Source organism: Frankia sp. CcI49 (assembly GCF_001983215.1).
GTDB classification, from domain to species: Bacteria; Actinomycetota; Actinomycetes; order Frankiales; family Frankiaceae; genus Parafrankia; species Parafrankia irregularis.
On record NZ_MOWP01000033.1, the window covers coordinates 60826 to 81412 of the forward strand.

Consider the following 20587-nt stretch of genomic DNA (forward strand, 5'->3'; position numbering starts at 1 on the left):
GCGGGCACCTGTCCAGGATTCGCGTGCGGGACCGGCCAGGTCCAGCGAGAATCCGACATCACGCCGGATCGGCGACGCCCCCGCTGTCAGCTCGCGGCGCAGGCGCGCGGCAGCGTCGTCGCGGCGAACTTGCCCGCCGACACCGGCTCGCCGAACAGGTGGCCCTGGCCGAGATCCGCGCCGAACGCACGCAGCGCGGCCGCCTGTTCGGAGGTCTCGATGCCTTCGGCGGTCACCGAAAGCCGGAGCTTGCGCGCGAACTCCACGATCGCCTCGACGAGATGGTCGTCCCGGCCGGGTTCGGTGCCCTTGCCGAGCTTCGCGACGAACAGGCCGGCGAGCTTCAGGCCACGCACCGGCATCGTCGAAAGGTAGGCGAAGTTCGACCAGCCGGTGCCGAAGTCGTCGATGACTATGCGGACACCGAGCGCGTTCAGCTCATGCAGTGCGCCGACCTGCCTGCCCCCGGAATCCATCAGGACGCTCTCCGTCAGCTCCAGCTGGAGGCGCTGCGCGGGGAGCCCGGTCCGGGCCAGGATGCGCTCGACCACCTTGACCAGGCCCGGCTCCCGCAGCTGGCGGCCGGAGAGGTTCACGCTGACGAACATGTGCGCGGGCCAGTCCCGCGCGACCTCACAGGCGCGTTCGAGCACCCACTGCCCGAGCTCGACGATGAAGCCGGAGTCCTCCGCCAGGTCGATGAACTCCCCCGGGCGGGTGGGGCCCAGGTGCGGATGGTCCCATCGCAGCAGTGCCTCGGCGCCAGCCATCGTGGCATCGCGAAGGTCGACGATCGGCTGGTAGGCCAGGGAGAACTCGCCCCTGGCCAGGCCCGGGCTCATCGAGCGGGACAGCAGCCCCCGGGTGGCCTCCCGGGTTCCCCGGTCCGGGTCGAAGGCCGTCCACTGGTTCTTGCCACCGCGCTTCGCCCAGGTCAGGGAGGCGTCGGCCGCGGCGACCAAGTCGCCGGGACGGGTGTCGGCGACGGCCATCTCGACGACGCCGATGCTGCAGGTGATCGGAAGATCACGTTCATCCACGCGGATGGGGTCACGCAGCGCGGCCAGGCACCGGCGGGCGATACCGGTGATCTCGTCGAGCCCGGCGCTGTCGGGCACGAGAATGACGAACTCGTCCCCGCCCATCCGCGCCACGGTGGGCACCGGCCCGGGCGCGGCGACGACCCGGGCCAGGCGGCGGGCGACCTCGACCAGGAGCTGGTCACCCGCCTCGTACCCGAAACCCTCGTTGATCATTTTGAACCGGTCGATGTCAAGGAAGCACAGGCCGATCCGCGCCGAGGGCCCGGCCTCCCGGAACGCGGTCTCCAGCCGGTCGAGGAACGCCGCCCGGTTCGCCAGCCCCGTCAGCGGGTCGTGCCGGGCATGAAAACGAACCTCTTCCTGCAGGCGGTGGCGCTCGGTGATGTCCTCGATCGTCGCGACGCCGAACCACCCACCCGCGCCGGCTCCGGCCTGCGTGGTCGACAGGGTCATCACAATCCACATCGGCGTCCCGTCCGGCCGGAGAATGCGGCATTCCCCCCGGGAACGGCCGTGCCGAGCCTCCTGCCACAGCCGGGCGACCATTTCCCGATCCGCCGGATGGACGATCTCGTCCAGCGGCCATGACACCGGCGGGCGATGCGTGGACAGGCCGAGAATGTCCAGGGCGACGTCACTCGCCTCGAGTATCCGGCTGGCGCGGTCGACCACGAGCACACCCAGCGCGGCGCCGTTCACGATGGCGTTGAGCCTGCTCTGGGAAATGCGGCGTTCCCGCTCGGCACGAACCAGGGCCCCACGGTCGGCGCGACGCAGCGCGGCCTGACCGTCCCGGGCGCGCTCACGCAGCGACTCCGTGTGGCCCCGGACGAGCTCACCGAGCAGGTCCATGATCCGCTCGTTCGGCAGGCTCCGCGCCGGTGCCCCGTACGGTTGGGCCAGGTGGCGCCCCAGCAGGGCCACCGTGCGCCCCAGGGCCTCGCCGGACGCCACCTGGCCGTACGCAAGCCTGGCACCGACGTCATAGCCGACCTCGGGCTGGCAGGACTCGCCACGCACCGCCCGGAGCAGCTCGGCAGCGAGGCCCGCGAGCCAGGCGCGGGCGTCCGCGGCGGCGAGCGGCAGGAGATCGACCGCGGTGATCTCGGCGAACCATCGGTCCGCCAGGTCCGCCGTCTCGGTCTCGATCGTCACCGGATACCTCAGTCCCGCCCGTGGAGTACCGCTTCCGCGTCGCCACTCATTCACTGAAACCGTGTACTCACATCGCGTTATCATTTGGGCAAAACAGTCCATTTTCGCCAACGCCGCAAACCGTACTCCAGTCTGCGCGGCCCGGGCGGGCGGCAGCCCATACGCGCCAGCGCCACGATTGCCAGGCCGCCATCGTTTGACGACCCAGGAACGGGGCATCCAGCCACCGCGACCACGCCCGAAAGCACCATGAGGCCGGCACCACCACGCTTTGCCTGTGAGGAGTGCCACCTCACCCGGCACCCGAGACGCCGGACGGCACACCGGAAAGGCATGAAGGAGACGGAAAGAGCGGCCCCGTGGCTACTGCCGGGCGGTCGCCGCGGCCAATCATAGCGGCACCCAACCCTGGTGACCGTGGTAATGCGTAACTGGTGGCCGAGGACCCATCCGGGCAGGTCCATCCGGGGAAGGATGTCCGGGCCGGTCGGAGCCACCGAAACTGGTTCACCATCAACACCGGACTTCCCGGCGGCCCCGCCGCAATCCAGCGACAGCGCCGACATCCGGACACTGACGCCCGCGGCGCCGGTCAACTCCCACGGGTTCCCGCGGCGGGCGGAGCAGAGAGGCGGCGGTAGGGGTGCGAATCATACTCAACGTGATCTGGCTGGTGCTGTGCGGAGTCTGGCTGGCGATCGGTTACACGCTCGCAGCCTTGATCTGCTTCATCCTCATCATCACGATTCCGTTCGGCATCGCCTCACTGCGTATGGCCAACTACGCACTGTGGCCGTTCGGGCGTCGGGTTGTCGACAAGCCGACAGCTGGAAACGCCTCACTGATCGGCAACATCCTGTGGATCCTCTTTGCCGGCTGGTGGCTGGCACTCGGCCATCTGACAACCGGGGTCGCACTCTGCCTGACGATCATTGGCATCCCGTTGGGTTTGGCCAACTTCAAGCTCATCCCGATATCGCTGCTTCCCCTCGGAAAGGACATCGTCCGCATCGAGGACGGCGACCAGGACCATTACGGCGCGTCCTTCGGCCGGTAACAGCGCGCTACCGGCCACGGCGGCGCCGACCGACCCGGTTCCCCTGCGCCATGAATTTACCCAAATCCCGCGAGGCTCCACTTCCTACACACAATCCCCCTTGGGTACCATCTTCGCGCTGCGCCAGGTAACACCAGGGGGGAAATCGTGGGGTACCAGCTGGGCATCCATCTGGGGGCATCTGAAACAACTGTCGCGGTCGCCGACGCGGGCTGGCCCAGCCTCGTTCCGATCGGGGCCTCGGTAACCGTGCCGACAGTTCTCCATCTCGGCCCGGGCGGCTCGGTCGGCGGCGGTGGCCTGGCAGCGGCCAGACTTGCCCGAACTGATCCGGCCCAGTTCGCGCAACGTTTCGTCGAGCGCCTCGGGGACCCCACCCCGATTCTGGTGGGTGGGGTCGGCTACAGCGCATCCGCGCTCGTGGCGCGATATCTGTCCTGGCTGGTGGAGCAGGTCACCGCGGTGCGCGGCGGACCGCCCGAGCTTGCCGTCGTGATCGCCCCGGGAAGCTGGCCGGGGCGGCGCCGGGAGGCCCTCGCCGACGCACTGGCCCGGGTCGAGGCCGACATCCCCATCCTCGCCCGTTCGACGACCGACGCGTTCGCCGCGCTGCTCGACCGGTCAGGCCGGGCGATGCCCGGTCACCACGCCGGAAGCTTCGATCTCGGCGCGAACTGGTTCGAGGCCGCCGTGTACGCGGCGATGCCCGCCGGTGTCCTGGTCACAGGTGGGCCGGTCGGGCTCGCCGACACCACCACGACCATGCTCGACGAGCTGCTGCGCACCCACGTCCTGGCGCAGGCCGCGGCCGCGTCGCAGGCGGCCATCACGCCGACGACGGCCACGTCCACACCGCCGGCCGCCACGCCACCGGCGCCGGGCAGCACGCCATCGGCACCGGCTGACGGGCTGCTCGCCGCCTGCGCGGCGGCCCGCGAGGAGCTGATCGCCGAGGAGAGCACCAGCATCGAGGTCGGCGCCGCGGAATCCGGTACCGGCACCGCGATCAGCGTGCCGGTCACCCGGGCGGAGTACGAGAACCTCGTCCGCCCGATGATCGAGGACTCCGTGCGTGCCCTCGCCCGGGCGCTGCGCTCGGTCCCGGCCGCGCCCGAAGACCTGTCACTGGTGATCCTGCGTGGCCCCGGCGCACGCATCCCGCTGGTCGGGCGGCTGCTGTCCGAGTCGGTGGGCGCGACGACACGGTGCGAGATCCAGGCCGAATCCGACCTCGCGCTGGGTGCCGCGCTGTTGGCGGCGGCCGAGAACCCGACGGAGCCGGCAAGTTCCCAGACCGTCGTGCTCGGCCCGGCGGCCTACGTCACGACGCCGCCACCGAGCATCCCGCCGATCAGCCGGCCGCCCACCATCAGCTCACCGGTGGACACCCCGCCCGGCGCTGTCGCAGCCGGCGGTGACGCCGGGACAGGCGCAGCGATCGGGGCCGGGATCGGGGCGTCCGCACCGGCACCGGTCACCGCGCTCACGGCACTCGCCGACGGCGGCGCGACGGCCAGCCCGCTCGTCGCGCGGGCCGGCGCCGGGGACGGGTCGCGAACGGTACGGCCCGCGGGTCCCGCCGGCCCGTTCGGATCGACGCGGAAGCTGATCGCCGCTGCCGCCGCCCTCATCGTCTTCGTCGCCGGCAGCGTGACCCTCGGCCTGGTCCTCGCCGACGGCGACGAGGAGCCCGCGGCCATCACCGCCGCCGACACCGGCTCGCTGCCGAAGTCGACGATCGACCAGCACCCGCAGCTCCCGGCGGACCAGATGCGCAACGCCGAGGAAGCCGCCGACCTCAGCGCCGAATACGCCACCGCGCCGACAACCACCGCCGAACCCGGGGCGAACACCGTGATCTCGACCGGTTCGGCCGAGGTCGCACCGATCACCGGCACGGCCTATGCGATGTTCCGCGAGGTACAGAAGGGCGTCACGGTCCAGGTCAGCGCCACCGACACCGACGACGGCCTCGCGAAGCTCTGCTCCGGCCAGGCCGACATCGCCGGGGCGTCGTTCGCGCTGTCCGATCCGGCCTGCAAGGACAAGGTGGTCGGCTTCGAGATCGCGCACCATCTGCTGCCGATCGTGGTGCCCAAGGCGAACACCTGGGTCAAATGCCTCACCGTCGCGCAGGTCGGCGAGATCTGGAAGCGGGATTCCACCGTGACCAGCTGGAACCAGGTCGACCCCGCGTTCCCGAACGTGCCCGTGCGGCTGGTCGGCCCCGGCCCGCAGACCGTGCACGCCAAGGTGTTCCTCGCCAGCATGACCGGATCGTCCGACAACACCCGTCAGTACCAGGAGGTCGAGCTGGAGGAGGTCGCCGAGGACGTCGAGTACGTCCAGGGCGCGATCGGCTTCATGGACTACGCGAACTTCCTGTCAGCCGCCGACGAGGTGCGCGCGATCCAGATCGACAGCGGCTTCGGCTGTGTGGAGCCGAACGCGCTCACCGCCGGCACGGGAATGTACCTGCCGCTGTGCAAGCCGCTCTACATCTATGCGTCCAAGGAGTCGCTGCGCAAGCCCGGTGTGGCCGCGTTCATGCGGTACTACATGGAGAACCAGCGACAGGTGACCGACCGGGCGCACTTCGTCGCCCGGGACGACGCGACGATCCGGGACAACGTGGCGATCGTCAACGGTATGACGGCCGGCGTGGAAGCCGTACGCACCTAAGCCGTACGCACCCGGCCATGCCCGGCACCGGCCTACCGGTGTCTCCGGCGACTTACCGTGTCGGACGGCGTCCGGAYGGCGCATCGGGGAGGCCACCGGTAGCGTCGTCCGGGTCACCTTCGGTGACGATCGGTTATCCGAACGATCGCCCGAACGGTCGGCGCGGATCCTCGGTGAGGGGCTGGCCATGGACGTGTACGACGACATCACCGATCTGGTCGGTGGCACGCCGCTGGTGCGGCTGACCCCGACGATCGCCGAGACCACGACCCCCGTGCTCGGCAAGCTGGAGTACCTCAACCCGGGCGGCTCCGTGAAGGACCGCATCGCCCTGTCCATGGTCGCCGCCGCCGAGCGGGAGGGCCGGCTCGGTCCCGGCGGGACGATCGTCGAGCCGACCAGCGGCAACACCGGCGTCGGCCTCGCAATGCTCGCGGCGCGGCGCGGCTACCGGTGCGTCTTCACGATGCCTGACAAGATCAGCGAGGAGAAGCAGGCCGTTCTACGGGCCTATGGCGCCGAGGTGATCGTCTGCCCGACGGCCGTCGCGCCCGAGGATCCCCGCTCCTACTACTCGGTCGCGCGCCGGCTCGAGCGGGAGACGCCCGGGGCCTGGAGCCCCGACCAGTACTCCAACCCGCAGAACCCGGCGGCGCATGAGGCCACCACCGGTCCGGAGATCTGGCGTGCCACCGACGGCCGGGTCACCCATTTCGTGGCCGGCATCGGCACCGGTGGCACGATCAGCGGGATCGGCCGCTACCTCAAGCGGGTCAGCGGCGGCACCGTCCAGGTGATCGGCGCCGATCCGGAGGGCTCGGTCTACTCCGGCGGCAGCGGCCGGCCGTACCTCGTCGAAGGGGTCGGTGAGGACATCTGGCCCGCGACGTACGACAAGTCCGTGGTCGACCGGGTGGAGGCGGTGAGCGACCGCGACTCCTTCCTGATGACCAGGGAGCTCGCCCGCCGGGCTGGAATCCTCGTCGGTGGTTCCTGCGGGCTGGCGGTCGTCGCGGCGATCCGGGTCGCCCGCGAACTCGACGCCGCCGCGACCGCGGACGGCTGTGTGGTGGTACTGCTGCCCGACTCCGGCCGCGGGTATCTCTCCAAAATCTTCAACGACGAGTGGATGTACGACAACGGCTTCCTCGACCCGCCCTCGAACGAGCCGACCGTCGCCGCCGTGCTCGCGCACAAGAACGCGCAGACCTCCGCCCCGCCCAACCTCGTCCATGTTCATCCCGGCGAGACGGTCGGCGCCGCCATCTCCTACCTGCGCGAGTTCGGGGTCTCGCAGATGCCGGTGGTGCGCCACGAACCCCCGGTCCGGGCCGCGGAGGTGGCCGGGGCCGTGGTCGAGCGCGACCTGCTTGAGGCCGTCTTCGCCGACCGCGCGGCCGTCGACGCCCTCGTCGTCGACCACATGTCCGCACCACTGCCGACCGTCGGCGCCGGCGAGCCGCTCTCGGTGCTCGTGTCGGCCCTCGGCGAGGACCCGGCGGCACTCGTCCTCGACGAAGGCAACCCCAGCGGGATCCTCACCCGGGCCGACCTGCTGGGCTTTCTCGCCGTCCGGTAGTCCGCCGGCCCTCGGCCTCATCCGCCGGCCCTCGATCGCGGACTTCGCGCGACTCGGTCGAACCGGTGATGTCCCCGGCCCCGCGGCCACCCCGTGCGAAGGTGAGCGCCATGGCTGATCGGAACGCGGGATCGAACGGATTGAACGCGGAGTTCGAGACCCTGGCGGTGCACGCCGGCCAGGAGCCGGACCCGGCGACCGGAGCGGTGGTGGTCCCCATCCACACCGCCTCGACCTTCGCCCAGGACGGCGTCGGCGGGCTTCGCGCCGGCTTCGAGTACGCCCGCTCAGGCAACCCGACCCGCGCAGCGCTGGAGACCAGCCTCGCCGCGCTCGAACGTGGCGCCGAAGCCCTTGCCTTCGCCTCCGGGCTGGCCGCCTCGGACGCCCTGCTGCGCACGGTCTGCCGGCCGGGCAGCCACGTCGTCATCCCGGCCGACGCCTACGGCGGCACCTATCGCCTGTTCGCCCGGGTGCTGGCCGAGTGGGGCGTGGAGCACACCGCCGCCGATCTCAGTGATCCGGCCGCCGCGAGCGCCGCGATCCGACCGGGCTCCACGGCACTGGTGTGGTGTGAGACGCCGACGAACCCGCTGCTGGCCATCGCGGACATCGCGGCGCTCGCCAGCATCGCCCACGGGGCGGATGCGCTGCTTGTCGTCGACAACACCTTCGCCTCGCCGTACCTGTGCCAGCCGCTGACGCTGGGAGCGGATGTGGTCGTCCACTCGACGACCAAGTACCTGGGCGGGCACAGCGATGTCGTGGGTGGCGCGGTGGTGACCGCCTCGGCCGAGCTCGCGCGGCGGGTCCGTTTCATCCAGAACGCGGCCGGCGCGGTGCCCGGCCCGTTCGACGCCTGGCTCGTCCTGCGCGGCGTCAAGACCCTGCCGGTACGGATGGACCGGCACTGCGCGAACGCCCGCGAGGTCGCCGCGCTGCTGTCCGCCCATCCAGCGGTACACGCGGTCCACTACCCGGGCCTGCCCGGGCATCCCGGCCACGACGTCGCCGCGAAGCAGATGCGCGACTTCGGCGGCATGGTCTCGTTCCAGCTCGCGGCGGGTGCGGCGGGAGCGCTGGCGGTGTGCGCGGCGACCCGGCTGTTCACCCTCGCCGAGTCGCTGGGCGGAGTCGAGTCGCTCATCGAGCATCCGGCGAGCATGACCCACGCCTCCGTCGCCGGATCACCGCTGGCTGTGCCCGACGATCTCGTCCGGCTCTCGGTGGGCATCGAGGCGGTCGACGACCTGCTGACCGATCTGGAGCAGGCGCTCCACGCGGGGTGACCGGCAAGTCAGGCGAAACCGGCGCATCCGCCGACCACACCCGACACAACCACGAGAAAACGCATCCACACTCACACGTCAAGATGGCAAGGTTTCGACAAGGCAGACGCCATATGACGAAAGTCCCGAGATCCGACCAGGACGACGACAGAGCGGCGCGAAATCGCTACCGTCAGAGCAGCGTCGCGATCATCTCTTTCCGGAGACTGATGAACCTTTTCCACCTCACGGTGCACGGTCAGGGATGCCGCAGGTCCGCGTAGACGACGGAAAAGGTCCAATCATGAGATTACGTCCGGATCATCCGGGCTTCTGCCGCCGTGACCGGACAACGACGCCCAGGAGTTGGGGATGGACGAAGCGGCGGACAGACGGCTGGTCGTTGCCACTTGCGCGGCCACAGCCGCGCTCGCGCTGGGCGGATCACGTCTCATGATCGCCCCGGACGACCGAAGCCAGGACACTCTCGGCCGGATAGAGACCGGGCTCGCCACCATGGCCCGCCGCTGGGAGACGATGGCGCCCGCGGATCTGGTCGACCGGCTCGATGTGATCTCCCGGCACACCGAAGCGATGTCAGGACGGCGCCAGCCCGCGGCGATCCGCAGGGACTGGCGCCGTACTCACAGCAGGGTTCTCGTCATGTCGGCAGTCGCGCAGGGAGACAACGGGCTCTCCGGGCGCGCGGTGGTGTCGGCCCGCACAGCCCTCGTGCTGGCCCGCCACGTGGGTGACGCGCCGACCGCCGCCCACGCCGGAGTCGTCCTGGCCGAACTGGCCGCCTACACCTTCGACAGTGCCGACGACGGGCTGTCGCTCGCGATGGCCGCGCGGGCCACCGCTCCCCACTCCCACACCGCGATCCTGGCCATGACGACCGAGGCCAACATCCGCGCCGGTCGCGGCGAGCCCGCGGACCGGGTGATGGAAGTGATACGAGAAGCCGAGAGCCTCGCTCGCGGAGCGGCGCCCGCGGCCCAGGGCTACGCACTCGACGGCCTGCATCCGGGCTACCTGCCGACCTTCGGTGGCGCGGCGCTCGTGGGGGCGGGAGCGCTGTCGGAAGGGCGCCGCCGCCTTTCCAACGCCGCCGCCCTGTTCGACCGCTCACGCGCACCCGGAGCACTGGCCGCGGTGCGCCTCTACCAGGCCTCCGCCGCCATGCACGCCGACGCGCTGGACGAGGCTCAGACGCTGGCAACCCGAGCACTGGCCACCTCGGCCGTGCGGCCCACCGCCTGGCTGACCAACGGGATCATGTCGCTGGCGACTCGGGCCCGGCGTCGCGGAGCCGACTGGGCCGGCCTCGTGGCCCAGGCCCGGGAATGGGCGCCGGTCGCCGTGTAGTCCCGCCATGGGTTGGCGTTGCGGTCGGCTTTGAGGCCGGCATTGAGGCCGGTGTCGCGGTCGACGTCACGGCCCATGGCTGCGTCGCGGTCCATGCCGGCGCGGGCCTGCCGCCAGGGCCTCGCCTCGGCCACCCGGGCGCACCAGGCGACAGTCAGCGCGATCACCGCGAGAACGAGCAGCAGGACGAACAGGGCCAGCACCGGTGAGCCGGTCAGGGCGTCAACCAACCAGCCCCTCGGGGCGGCGGCCCCGTCGAGCAGCGAGTGCGTGTCCGCGCGAATGGGCGGAGGCGTCGGCAGTGCGGCCGGAACGGACGGTGGACCCACGGAATGCTGAGATAGCGAACTCAAAGACACGGCGGCACGGTAGCGGATGGCCGATCAACCTAACCGATTGACCTGATCATTCGCAGGCAACTGCAGCCCGGACCACTCAGCTTGTTTTCCGGCAGGCCTTCCCCAACACCTCCCTTATTGAGCCTTTTCCATCTCACGTTTATCGGGTGGTGTTGTTGCGGCTCGGATCCGACGACGGAAAGGGCTCATTGACACACCTACCCTGGCGGCGACCTCCGCAAGGCCGCTCCATCGGGGCTTGTCCGTGGGCTGACGAATGCACGCGGAAGGCTCACCGTACAACCGCGAATGCACACCATACGCTCAGGTGGTCATCTTTTGCACGCCACCCACACCAGAACCCTCCGGACTGGACAGCCAATATCCTGCATCACGACTGGAGCGATCCTGGCACACCTCGGACACAAATCCGGTAGAACCTTCGAGATGTAGCCGGAGAAACGCCGGAATCTACGCTGGCCACCGAGTGCCGCCTCAGCACCCGGCGCCGGCGCCGGGAACAGGCCGGAGCCGGCCTGCGGATCACACCGGGATCCGCCGTGGGGCGGGCCGGATCATCCGGGCCGGGTGATCCGGCCCGGATGGTCCGACATTCGTCACCGGCCCGGGGCAGGCGGGGCAGGCGGGGCAGGCGGGGCAGGCGGGGCAGGCGGGGCAGGCGGGCGCATGATCCTGGCGGGTGCGGCGAAGACGGTGGAGCCGGCGGGGACATCCGTCGTCACGATGGAGCCGGGCCCGATCCGGGTGTCGTCACCGATCGCGATCGGACCGATCAGGTGCACGCCCGGAGCGATGTCCACCCGCGCACCGATCCTCGGAACATCCGCGGGCGGGGCATTCGTCCGCGCATACCCGATGGTCACGCCGTGACGAATGATGGTGTCATCGCCGACCACGCAGTACCGCGGGATCATCACGGCCTGGTGGTGCCCGATCAACACACGACGTCCGATGCGGGCGTCGACGGAGATCTCGGTGCCGTACACGTTGCGGATGACGATGTTGTTCACCGCCTTGAAGGCGATCAGGCCAACCCGGCCGACCAATCCCCCCCGTTCCAGGCTCCATCGCCCGAACCGGTGCACCGCGAGCACCTGAAAGCCCGGATGCAGCCACGAGCCGTAGTGGACAGCCCTGTCCTCGCGGAGCTGTTCGCGGAGCGAGACGGCGGGCCGGGAGTCATTGGACGTCCCGGTGGCCACCGTGCCGACCGACTCGGTGCCGACCGACTCACCGAGCACCGCTGAGCTCCTCGATACACGCGCGCAGCTCGCCGACGTTCGCGAAGGAGGCGAGTCGCTCGTCGGGAATCCGCACGTCGAACTCGGTCTCCAGCGCGTAGATCAGGTTGATGTGCGCCAGCGAGTCCCAGCCGGGTACGTCATCCGCCGTCGTGGTGTCGGAGACGACCAGGGCATGGTCGCTGAAGATCTCCTGGAAGACCCGCTCGAGGCGCTCCTGCACCATCAGCCGGCCACCTCCTGCATCGTCCGTGCGGATGTCCCCGCGTCTGGATGGCCGACCTCCCCCGAACGGGGCTCGGGCGGCCTGGATTCATTCGGGCCCGGCTGGTGCCGGCGGGTGTCGACGACCCGGATGAGGCCTGGCCGTTCAGGGGCGAGCACCACCGGCAGCAGCCAACGAGTGGAACCGTCGGCGCCGCCGTGGGCGGCCCCCACGCGCTGGAAGCCCAACCGGGCGTACAGATCCGCCACCAGCGAGTTCTTGGCGGTCGGAAGGTAGTGACCGCGCACAGCCGTGCAGCCGAGGCGCCGAGCCTCCGCGACGATCAGCTCGGCGAGCTCGCACTCCAGCGTGCGGCCGATGACCCGGCAGCTCATCAGCCAGGTGTCGACATCCAGCACCGCGGTACCGGCGACGAGGCCCGCGGCTGCCTCGGCCTCGGCGTCGGCCACGGCCTCGGCGTCGGCGTCGGCCACGACGGCGGCCACCCGACTGGCGATCACCACCGCGACCAGGCCGTGATCAGCGAAACGGTCGGCCAGCCGCACGCAGATGATCACGGTTGCCGGATCGGCCGCGAGCTCGGCGACCTCGGCCGCCCCGCGCCGCCGGGTCGTCAGGTTGAACTGGTTGGTCTTCCCGATGAGCTGGACGACCCGGGGCAGGGTCAGCTCATCGAGCGGAACCACGGTCGCGACCATCTCGAGCCCGCGGTGGAACTCCTCCAGCGACGACGCGGAGGCTTCGAGCTCGACGGCGCGGGCCCTGGCCCGGTACTGCTCGGTGCGGGCTGAGTCCTCCGCGGTCAGCGCACCCGGCTCGAAGAACGGGTAGTCGGCGAGCGCCCGCACATACTCGTGCGGGTCCTTCGGCAGTGCGATCACGTCGACCTCGGGAACGAGCTGGCGCACCACCTCACGCTCGGCCGGGTTGTCGTCGACGAAAACCAGGGAGTCCAGCCCGATGCCCAGTGTCTGGGCGATACGCCGGATCTGCGTGGGCTTGTCATCCCAGGACGCGCTGAACATCGCGATGTCGTCGAGGCGCAGCCGCATGGCGGGATGTCGGTCGAAAGCCGCCCGGGCATCCGCGTCATTGTTCTTCGAGCACACGGCAAGGACCACGCCGCGTTCACGCAGCAGGGCGATGTACTCCTGAAACTCGCTGAAGGCCTCGCCGGCCGGGCCGTCGCCCAACGCGATGCCCGCGAGACCGTCCTCGCCGAGCACTCCGCCCCACAGGGTGTTGTCCAGGTCGAGCACGAGGCACTTGCGGCTGGTGCCGAGCTGGGCACCCAGCACCGCGGCGGTGTGTCGGGCCAGCGCGGGTACGTGCGCGAGGGAGACCGCCTGCCTGGATCGATGCCAGTACCGCGGGTCGAACCAGCTGCGCTTGCCCACCGTCGCCGCCAGGCGCTCGCAGTCCACGAAGGAGACCTGGCCCGAGCCGGCCCCGATGCCCCCACTGCCCCCGATGTCCCCGCTGCCTCCGATGTCCCCGCTGCCTCCGGCGTCCCCGTTGCTCCCGCGGCTCCCGCTCGCGCCGCCTCCGACGCCCGCGGCGGCCTGGCCGAGCGCCACGTTGACGGCCGCGAGCAACGACGATCGGGCGCCCGATGCCTGCCTGGCAAGGTGGCCGAACGGTTCGGTCTCGGGCACCACGAAGGTGTGCTGGATGACCGCTGCCCCGAGGCGGTGGGTGATGATCTGCCACAACGACGTCCACCGCGCCGCCTCGACGGCGACGGCCTGCTCGGGGTCGCGCGCGAACGACGGCAGGGCCGTGTCGCCCGCGTGCACCGCGAGGATCACGACGTCCGGCCCGAAACGGTGCAGGCCGCTGGCGGGGTCCAGAACCTCCTGCCGGTACTGGCCGTAGCCGCACTCGTACACCTCGACCGCGACCCCCGCGCGCGCCGCGGCCAGGGGCAGCAACGCCGCGAACTGTGCCGTGGTGTAGCTGCCGAGCACCGCGACTCTGGCCGGCCGCAACGTGAGACCCGCTGCGGGAAGGGCCCGGCGCAGCACACCGGCGGCCGCCGACCAGCAGGTGAGATCGCCCCCGGCATCGGTCATCGCGAGCGCCCAGCGCACCGCGGCGGCGGCATCGCCCGCCCGTTCATGGGCGAGGGCAAGATCTCGGCACAGGCCGGCCGCCGGCACCTCGGTCATCGCCGCGGCACCGGCCAGCTCCTCGAGGCTCCGCGGACCTGTCCGCCGGGGATCAACCATCGATCGAATTCCTCCCTGGGCGCCACTCGCGGGCCGCCTCCGCCGGGGAGATACAGGACTAACTCTACCCTTACGTAAGAGTAGCCTGCCGAGTGCGGACGATCTCCGGGCTGATGCCCGAGAAGCCACTCGACGACCACGCCGCCGCGCCCGATCAGGTGACAGCGCACCTGGCGTCGCTCCACGCCCGCGTCGACAGCTCCCGCCCCGCCAGCGGAATGCACCGGATTTCACCGAGTCCCACTGCCCGGTCAGCRGACACTCACGCTGCCAGCCAGCGCAACGGGCCCACCACGACGACGTAACAACCAGGACACTTCCGCGCGTGAGCGTACGAACATCGCGCGACGAGCGACCCGTCCGATCTCCTGCGGCGGCGCTCGGGCGCGGTGYGGCACCACTCGCCGGTTCGCCTCCGGTCTCCCCTGATCGGCGTCCGGCCGGCCCGACCCCGCGGAGGCACCGATGACCCAGGCAACGTGTGACGTGATCGCGCAACGCCAGCCCTCGGAGGAGGGCGCGGCGGCCACCCCGCGGAGCGTTTTCACCGCGACCGAGAGCGCGGACTTCCGTGCTGTTCTCGGGCATTTCTGCTCCGGAATCGTGATTGTCACGGCGATGGACGGCTCCGAACCCGTCGGCATGACCTGTCAGTCGTTCAGCAGCGCATCGCTCACTCCCCCACTGGTCATGTTCCTGCCCGCGCGGACGTCCACCAGCTACCCGAGAATCCGGGCCGCCGGGCACTTCTGCGTGAACGTTCTCGACAACAGCCAGGAGGCGGTGTCCGCACAGTTCTCCAGGAGTGGCACCGACAAGTGGAGCGGAATCAGCTGGACGCCGGCTGAGAACGGGGCCCCCGTGCTCGACGGCGCACTTGCCTGGATGGAGTGCACGTTGCACCGCGAATACGACGCCGGCGACCACGTGATCACTCTCGGTCTGGTCGAACGGCTCGGCGCCGCCGCAACCGGCGAGCCATTGCTCTACTTCCGCGGCGCCTACGGCCAGTTCCTGGCACGCTCCTGAAGCGACAGTCACGAAAACTCACAGGAGGGCCCTGTCATGCCGCAGCGTCGAGTTCTCAGTGTCGTCGGCAACCCCAAGCCGAACTCGCGCACCCGCACGGTGGCCGAGGCCGTCGCCGCCCGGGTGGCCGCCGCGATCCCGGCCGAGGGCGACGTCGTGACCGAGGTGATCGAGGTCAGCGCACTGGGTCCGGGGCTGCTGGGCTGGGGTGACCCGGCGGTGAAGGAAGCCGTCGCCTCGATGCGGACGGCGGACGCCCTGGTCGTGGCGACCCCGACCTTCAAGGCCACCTACACGGGGCTCCTCAAGCTGCTGCTCGACCAGATCGGGCAGGGCGAGCTCGGCGGGGTACCAACCGTGCCCGTGCTCGTCGCCGGGGCTCCCGAGCACGCGCTGGCGGTGGAGGTGCACCTGCGTCCGCTGCTGGTGGAGATCGGCGCATCGTGCCCGACCCGTGGCGTCTTCGTGCTTGATTCCACGCTTCCCGAGCTGCCCGCCCAGCTGGACACGTGGGCGACGGCCAACCTGGCCGCCATCACCGCTCTCGTCGAGTCCCGAGCCACGGTGTCGCAGGACCTCGGCTGAGACCCCGCGTCCTGTACCCGTCGCCTACCCGTCGGTCGCTGCCGGATACAGGACGCCGGCGTCGCCACCGGCGCCCTCAGAGGACGTCCCGGGCCACCACCGGACGTCCCAGGTCACCGTTCACGGGCAGGCCTCGGCGAGGCCGGCGAGGATGTCCCAGACCGACACGTCCGGCAGCCCAACGCCCAGGCCACCGTCGTCCGTGCCGTAGCAGCCACCGTTGCGGCCCTCCGCCGGTGGCACCCGTGGGTTGCCGCGTGGCGAGCCACCCGTGTCGCGAGCCTGGCCGCCCTGAGCCGCTTCGCCTCGGTCCGGGCTCAGGTCCGCACCGCCGGTGGACGATCCCGTCGTGCCAGCCGAGTCACCGGTCGACAGAGATCCCGATCCCGCGGCGTCCGTGCGGTCCGGTGCCGCGGGCGACGGCGACGACGACGGCCACGGCGTGATCCCGTGAAGGCCAGGGGCCGCTCCACCCGGGACAAGGCCCGGCGGCACCAGAGCACCCGGGCCCGCCAGGTCCTGGCCGGGTCGGACACCGGCCGGGAGCCCATCCCCTGGAAACGCCGGCCCTGGGGACGCCTGGCCAGGCAGCACCTGACCAGGCAGCACCTGACCAGGCAGCACCTGCCCGGGCAGCACCTGCCCCTGCGCTGTCGACCCTGGCATCGTCGGCCACGGCGGGACGACCGGCTGTGCGTAGGAGCCCGGGCCGCCGGAGCCGAACGGCGCGGGGAACTGCCGGACCGCCGCGCGCGGCAGTCCGCTCCCCAGGTCGCCGGTGCGCCCGTCCGTCGGGTGTCCGTCGGAGAGGCTGGGGTCCGTTCCGAGCGGCCGGGCGGTCACCGTCGCGTCCGGCTGATCTCCGCCCGTGGCGAGCACGCCGAAGGTCGCCACGGCGACCGTGAAGCTGGCCGCCGTCAGCAGGCCCGCCATCGGGCGATCGTCGATGCCCAGGAAGCCGATCCGGCCGCGGAGCAGGCCGACGATCCCGACCACCAGCGCGATCATGGCAAGGGCCGCGAGCACGCCGCTGATCAGGGCGATCACGGCTTGCCCTGCGACGTCACGCTTTCCCGCATGCGTCCCCCCAGCCACCGATCCGATGTCCGCGGGAACGTACCTCACTCAGGGTAGCAGGACGGTCTCAATTTCAGGTGTGTCGGCGTCTCGAGGCCTGCCCGACGATGGCTCGGCACCGACCTCACTCACCGCCTCACTTCCGAGCCGCGGGCTTCGACGCGGCAGGCTTCTGAGCCGGTTTCGACCCAGCAGGCTTCGACCCAGTTGGCTTCGACCCAGCCGGCTTCTGACCAGCCGACCTCGACGCAGTAGGTTTCTGAGCCGATGGCTTCGATGCCCCAGGCTTGGACGCCGTCGGCTTCGAGACAACAGGCTTCTGAGTCACGGGCTTTGCCCCTGCAGGCTTCGACGGCTTCTGAGTCACCGGCTTGGCCGCCGCGGGCTTCGATGCCCCAGGCTTCGATGCCCCAGGCTTGGACGCCACCGGCTTCGACGCCCCGGACTCGGACGCGGCAGGCCTGGACACCACAGGCTTCTGAGCCGGCTTCGCGGTGCTGCTCTGGTTTGCCTGAGCCGAGGTGCGGGCGGCGAGTGGCGAGCGCGCTGACCGCGACGAGGGCTTCCCGGTGATCGGCTTTGCGCGGGCGAGCCGGTCGACCGACCGCCGGACCTGCGTGGCAAGCGCGCCGAGTCGATCGCCTCCCGCCGACTCCGCGGAACCGATCGTCCCTGCCGCGACCGCTGCCGTGGTGGTGGGCCACCAGGGGAACGTCGGCATTCGTGCCGGTGAAGGGCTCGCTGTCGCCGAGGTCGGGTCGGACGAGACCGCCGAGGCAGGGGCCGACGGCCGGGTCGTCGTCGGCCGGGTTGTCGACGTCGAGGCCGGCCCGGAGGTGGTTCTGGTCGCCGGCTTCGACGTCGGCGATGCCGTGGCGCGAGGTCGGACACTCGCGGACGGCGTGGCACGCGGGCTCGCGGAGGCCGTCGCCCGCGGCTTCGTGGAGGGCGTCGGCGTCGAGGTCGTTCTGGATGCCGCACCGCCCGGCGTCCGGCTCGTTCCCGTCGTCGGCCGCGGAGAGCGGGACGAGGATGTCGAGGGCGACGGTGACGCTGTCCCCCCACCGGCGGTCGTCCCGGCACCGGTGGTCGGCGGGTAGGTGCGGGTCGCGGTCGGGGACGGGTACTCCAGCCCCGGGATGCCGGTCACGCTCGTCGGTGTGGACGAGCGAGGCCAGGTCGACCCTCCGGGTGTGGACGCCGGCCGCGGGCTGCCGCCGGTTGCGCCGCCGCGCGGTGCGGCGACCCCACCGGAGGAGGTGCCGCTCCCAGATCCGCCAGGGCCGTCGGAGGCCCTCTGCTTGAGGTCGGGATCGTCCTCGGGGTCCGGGCCGGCCGACGCTGGTTGTGACCTGGCGGTGGCCTGCGGCGCCGGCCGCGGGGACGTCGACGCGTCGGCGGCGCCGCTGCCCGCGCCCGGGTCGTCCGGGGTGCTCCGGCGGGCTGCCGCCACGGACTCGCCCGATCCACCGAAGCGCACCGCGATGGCGCTCAGCGCGAGCACCGCGGCGAGACCGGCACCGGTGACGATCCCGGCGGTCCGGCGGTTACGTATCCAGGCCCATTCAGCGACGCCGCGCACGAGCCCAAAAAGGCCCGCGAAGACCACCAGGCCCGCCACGGCAAGAAAGAAGACGATCATCACACCCCCGGAGGCAGGCAACGGGCTCAGCCTAAGAGGCCGACCGCCACCTTCCGCTACGCCATAACCACAGTGCGCTTCCAGCAGTGCGAAACTCGAACCGCAGCAAACTGTCCAGAGTCAGGATAGGACCGGACGTACCTACCAAGGTCACATCGGGCTGGCGTCACACCCGTCCGTGCAACTCTCCGTACTCGTCTGATCGCCGTCGCGCCGCGCGCAACCGATCACCGCAGGCCGCGAGGACTGCGCTCAGACAGCACCGTGCGGGATCCGCCGCAGGATGCCGTCGAGATCGAGACCTGGCGGAAGGGTGCCGAAGGCCAGGCCGGCGTCACCCCCCACCCGGGCCACGCAGAACGCGTCCGCCACCGCCGGCGGGGCGTGCCGCACCAGCAGCGCGCCCTGCAGGAGCAGGGCCATCCGCTCGACCAGCCGGCGAGCGACCAGCTCCAGCTCGACCGGCTCGTCGGCGGCGAGGAGGGCGTCCAGGTCGTGGCGCAGCCGGCGCCAGGCGTCGTCGAGGTGGCGGTTCCCGCCGGCCGCCGCGTCGATCTCGGCCGCATAGGCGGCGAGGCTGGCCGGCTCGCGGCCGAGGGCGCGCAGCACATCCAGGGCGTTGACGTTGCCCGAGCCCTCCCAGATACCGTTCAGCGGCGCTTCGCGGTAGAGCCGCGGCAGCCCCGAATCCTCCACGTAGCCGTTGCCTCCGAGGCATTCGAGCGCCTCGGCGACCATGGCCGGCTGACGCTTGCACAGCCAGTACTTGGCGAGCCCGGTCGCGAGACGACGGAACGCCCGCTCGCCCTCGTCGCCCTGCTCGGCCCGGTCCACCGCGCCGGCCACCCGCATCACGAGCGTGACCGCTGCCTCGGATTCCAGTGCCAGGTCGGCCAGCACGTTGCGCATCAGCGGCTTGTCGACGAGCAGCGACCCGAACGCCGAGCGGTGGCGCACGTGATGTGCCGCGGCCACCAGGGCCGCCCGCATGCCCGAAGCCGTCCCGATCGCGGAGTCGAGCCTGGTGAGCGCGACCATGTCGATGATCGCCCGCACACCCCGGCCCTCCTCCCCGACAAGGTGGGCCAGCGTCCCGTCGAACTCCGGCTCGGCGCTGGCGTTGCTGCGGTTGCCGAGCTTGTCCTTGAGCCGCTGGATGAGGAACGGGTTACGGCTCCCGTCCGGAAGCACCCGGGGCACCAGCAGGCACGACAGCCCGCCAGGGGCCTGGGCCAGCACCAGGAAGACGTCGTTCATGGGCGCGCTGGTGAACCACTTGTGCCCTCGCAGCAGGTACGCCCCGCCCCCGACCGGGGTCGCCCTGGTCTCGTTGGCCCGGACGTCCGAGCCACCCTGCTTCTCGGTCATCCCCATGCCGGCCAGCAGGCCACGCTTGCTCTCCGGCCGACGCAGGCCGGGATCGTAGACGGAGCTCGTCAGACCGGGCAGATAGGCCGCGGCGAGGTCCGGTGCCGTCCGCACGACCGGCACCGCGGCGTAGGTCATCGAGACCGGGCAGAGGTGGCCATGCTCGACCTGGCCCCACACGAGAATCCCGGCCGCCCGTGCCACATGCGCGCCGGGCCGGTCGGCGGCCCACGCGGACCCGGCCAGCCCGGCCCGCACCGCCACGGTGAGCAGCTCATGCCAGGCCGGATGGAAGTCGACCTCGTCGATCCGGTTGCCGTACCGGTCGTGGGTCCGCAGCACCGGTGGATGGCGGTTCGCCTCGTCACCCCAGGACTGTGCCTCGGCGCCGCCCGCGAGCCGGCCGAGCCGGTGCAGCTCCTCCACCTGATCGCCGGCACCCTCACGGACCAGCGCCGCCAGCAGCGGGATGTCGTCGGCGACGTCGTGGCCGACCAGCGGAGGCGGCTGGTTCGTCACCCGGTGGGTCGGACCGCCACCAAACGTCGTCATCTGTCGGACCTCCCGGTCTGCCCGGGCACCGTTGACGGACGAGCCCCGGCCCGCGATCGCTACCGGGACATCTTCGCCTGCCGACCGCGCATCCGCTGCCGACCGCGCACCCGCTGCCGGCCTCGGCC

At 71.1% G+C, this 20587-nt stretch carries 14 protein-coding genes; 8 read left to right on the forward strand and 6 right to left on the reverse strand.

The window, feature by feature from the left end; translation table 11 throughout:
- Positions 1 to 86: 86 nt before the first annotated feature.
- Positions 87 to 2198 carry an EAL domain-containing protein gene (locus CcI49_RS29775; protein ID WP_076831986.1) on the reverse strand — a complete coding sequence of 704 codons (2112 nt, stop codon included), beginning with the start codon at positions 2196 to 2198 and terminating at the stop codon, positions 87 to 89.
- Positions 2199 to 2841: 643 nt separating this feature from the next.
- Between CcI49_RS29775 and CcI49_RS29780 the strand changes: the two genes are divergently transcribed.
- The 5 genes from CcI49_RS29780 to CcI49_RS29800 all read left to right on the forward strand — a co-directional run bounded on the left by CcI49_RS29780 (position 2842) and on the right by CcI49_RS29800 (position 10152).
- Positions 2842 to 3255, forward strand: coding sequence for a YccF domain-containing protein (locus CcI49_RS29780; RefSeq protein WP_054568212.1), 414 nt, complete (start codon positions 2842 to 2844; stop codon positions 3253 to 3255).
- Positions 3256 to 3402: 147 nt separating this feature from the next.
- Positions 3403 to 5937, forward strand: a complete 2535-nt coding sequence (locus CcI49_RS29785) for a substrate-binding domain-containing protein (RefSeq protein WP_076831989.1) — start codon at positions 3403 to 3405, stop codon at positions 5935 to 5937.
- Positions 5938 to 6124: 187 nt separating this feature from the next.
- Positions 6125 to 7516, forward strand: a complete 1392-nt coding sequence (locus CcI49_RS29790; RefSeq protein WP_054568214.1) for a cystathionine beta-synthase — start codon at positions 6125 to 6127, stop codon at positions 7514 to 7516.
- A 110-nt stretch (positions 7517 to 7626) separates the two neighbouring features.
- Positions 7627 to 8805, forward strand: coding sequence for a cystathionine gamma-synthase (locus tag CcI49_RS29795; protein WP_054568215.1), 1179 nt, complete (start codon positions 7627 to 7629; stop codon positions 8803 to 8805).
- Positions 8806 to 9156: 351 nt separating this feature from the next.
- Positions 9157 to 10152 carry a hypothetical protein gene (locus CcI49_RS29800; protein ID WP_054568216.1) on the forward strand — a complete coding sequence of 332 codons (996 nt, stop codon included), beginning with the start codon at positions 9157 to 9159 and terminating at the stop codon, positions 10150 to 10152.
- Between the two features lie 955 nt (positions 10153 to 11107).
- Here CcI49_RS29800 and CcI49_RS29805 read toward each other — a convergent pair.
- From CcI49_RS29805 to CcI49_RS29815, 3 genes are read right to left on the reverse strand one after another with little or no spacing between them, the layout of a single operon-like run.
- The gene (locus tag CcI49_RS29805) at positions 11108 to 11752 is read right to left on the reverse strand and encodes a transferase (protein WP_241840314.1); all 645 of its coding nucleotides are present in this window, start codon (positions 11750 to 11752) and stop codon (positions 11108 to 11110) included.
- On the reverse strand, positions 11742 to 11978 hold the full coding sequence (locus CcI49_RS29810; protein WP_054568217.1) for an acyl carrier protein: 237 nt from the start codon (positions 11976 to 11978) through the stop codon (positions 11742 to 11744). The genes CcI49_RS29805 and CcI49_RS29810 overlap by 11 nt, the downstream gene beginning before the upstream one ends.
- Positions 11978 to 14206 carry an HAD-IIIC family phosphatase gene (locus CcI49_RS29815; RefSeq protein ID WP_054568218.1) on the reverse strand — a complete coding sequence of 743 codons (2229 nt, stop codon included), beginning with the start codon at positions 14204 to 14206 and terminating at the stop codon, positions 11978 to 11980. The genes CcI49_RS29810 and CcI49_RS29815 overlap by 1 nt, the downstream gene beginning before the upstream one ends.
- Positions 14207 to 14671: 465 nt before the next feature.
- Between CcI49_RS29815 and CcI49_RS29820 the strand changes: the two genes are divergently transcribed.
- Positions 14672 to 15235 carry a flavin reductase family protein gene (locus CcI49_RS29820; protein ID WP_054568219.1) on the forward strand — a complete coding sequence of 188 codons (564 nt, stop codon included), beginning with the start codon at positions 14672 to 14674 and terminating at the stop codon, positions 15233 to 15235.
- 36 nt (positions 15236 to 15271) lie between these two features.
- Positions 15272 to 15820 (forward strand): NAD(P)H-dependent oxidoreductase, encoded by a 549-nt coding sequence (locus CcI49_RS29825; RefSeq protein WP_006540025.1) that lies wholly within the window; start codon positions 15272 to 15274, stop codon positions 15818 to 15820.
- Between the two features lie 120 nt (positions 15821 to 15940).
- Here the strand turns inward: CcI49_RS29825 and CcI49_RS29830 are convergent, their stop codons facing one another.
- Entirely contained in the window at positions 15941 to 16867 is a 927-nt protein-coding gene (locus CcI49_RS29830; RefSeq protein WP_054568220.1) for a hypothetical protein, read from the reverse strand.
- Between the two features lie 551 nt (positions 16868 to 17418).
- On the opposite strand from CcI49_RS29830, the gene CcI49_RS29835 reads away from it, so the two are divergent.
- Entirely contained in the window at positions 17419 to 17997 is a 579-nt protein-coding gene (locus CcI49_RS29835; protein WP_054568221.1) for a hypothetical protein, read from the forward strand.
- Between the two features lie 794 nt (positions 17998 to 18791).
- Here the strand turns inward: CcI49_RS29835 and CcI49_RS29840 are convergent.
- Complete coding sequence (locus CcI49_RS29840) at positions 18792 to 20459, reverse strand: acyl-CoA dehydrogenase family protein (RefSeq protein ID WP_076831992.1); 1668 nt, start codon at positions 20457 to 20459, stop codon at positions 18792 to 18794.
- Positions 20460 to 20587: the final 128 nt, after the last annotated feature.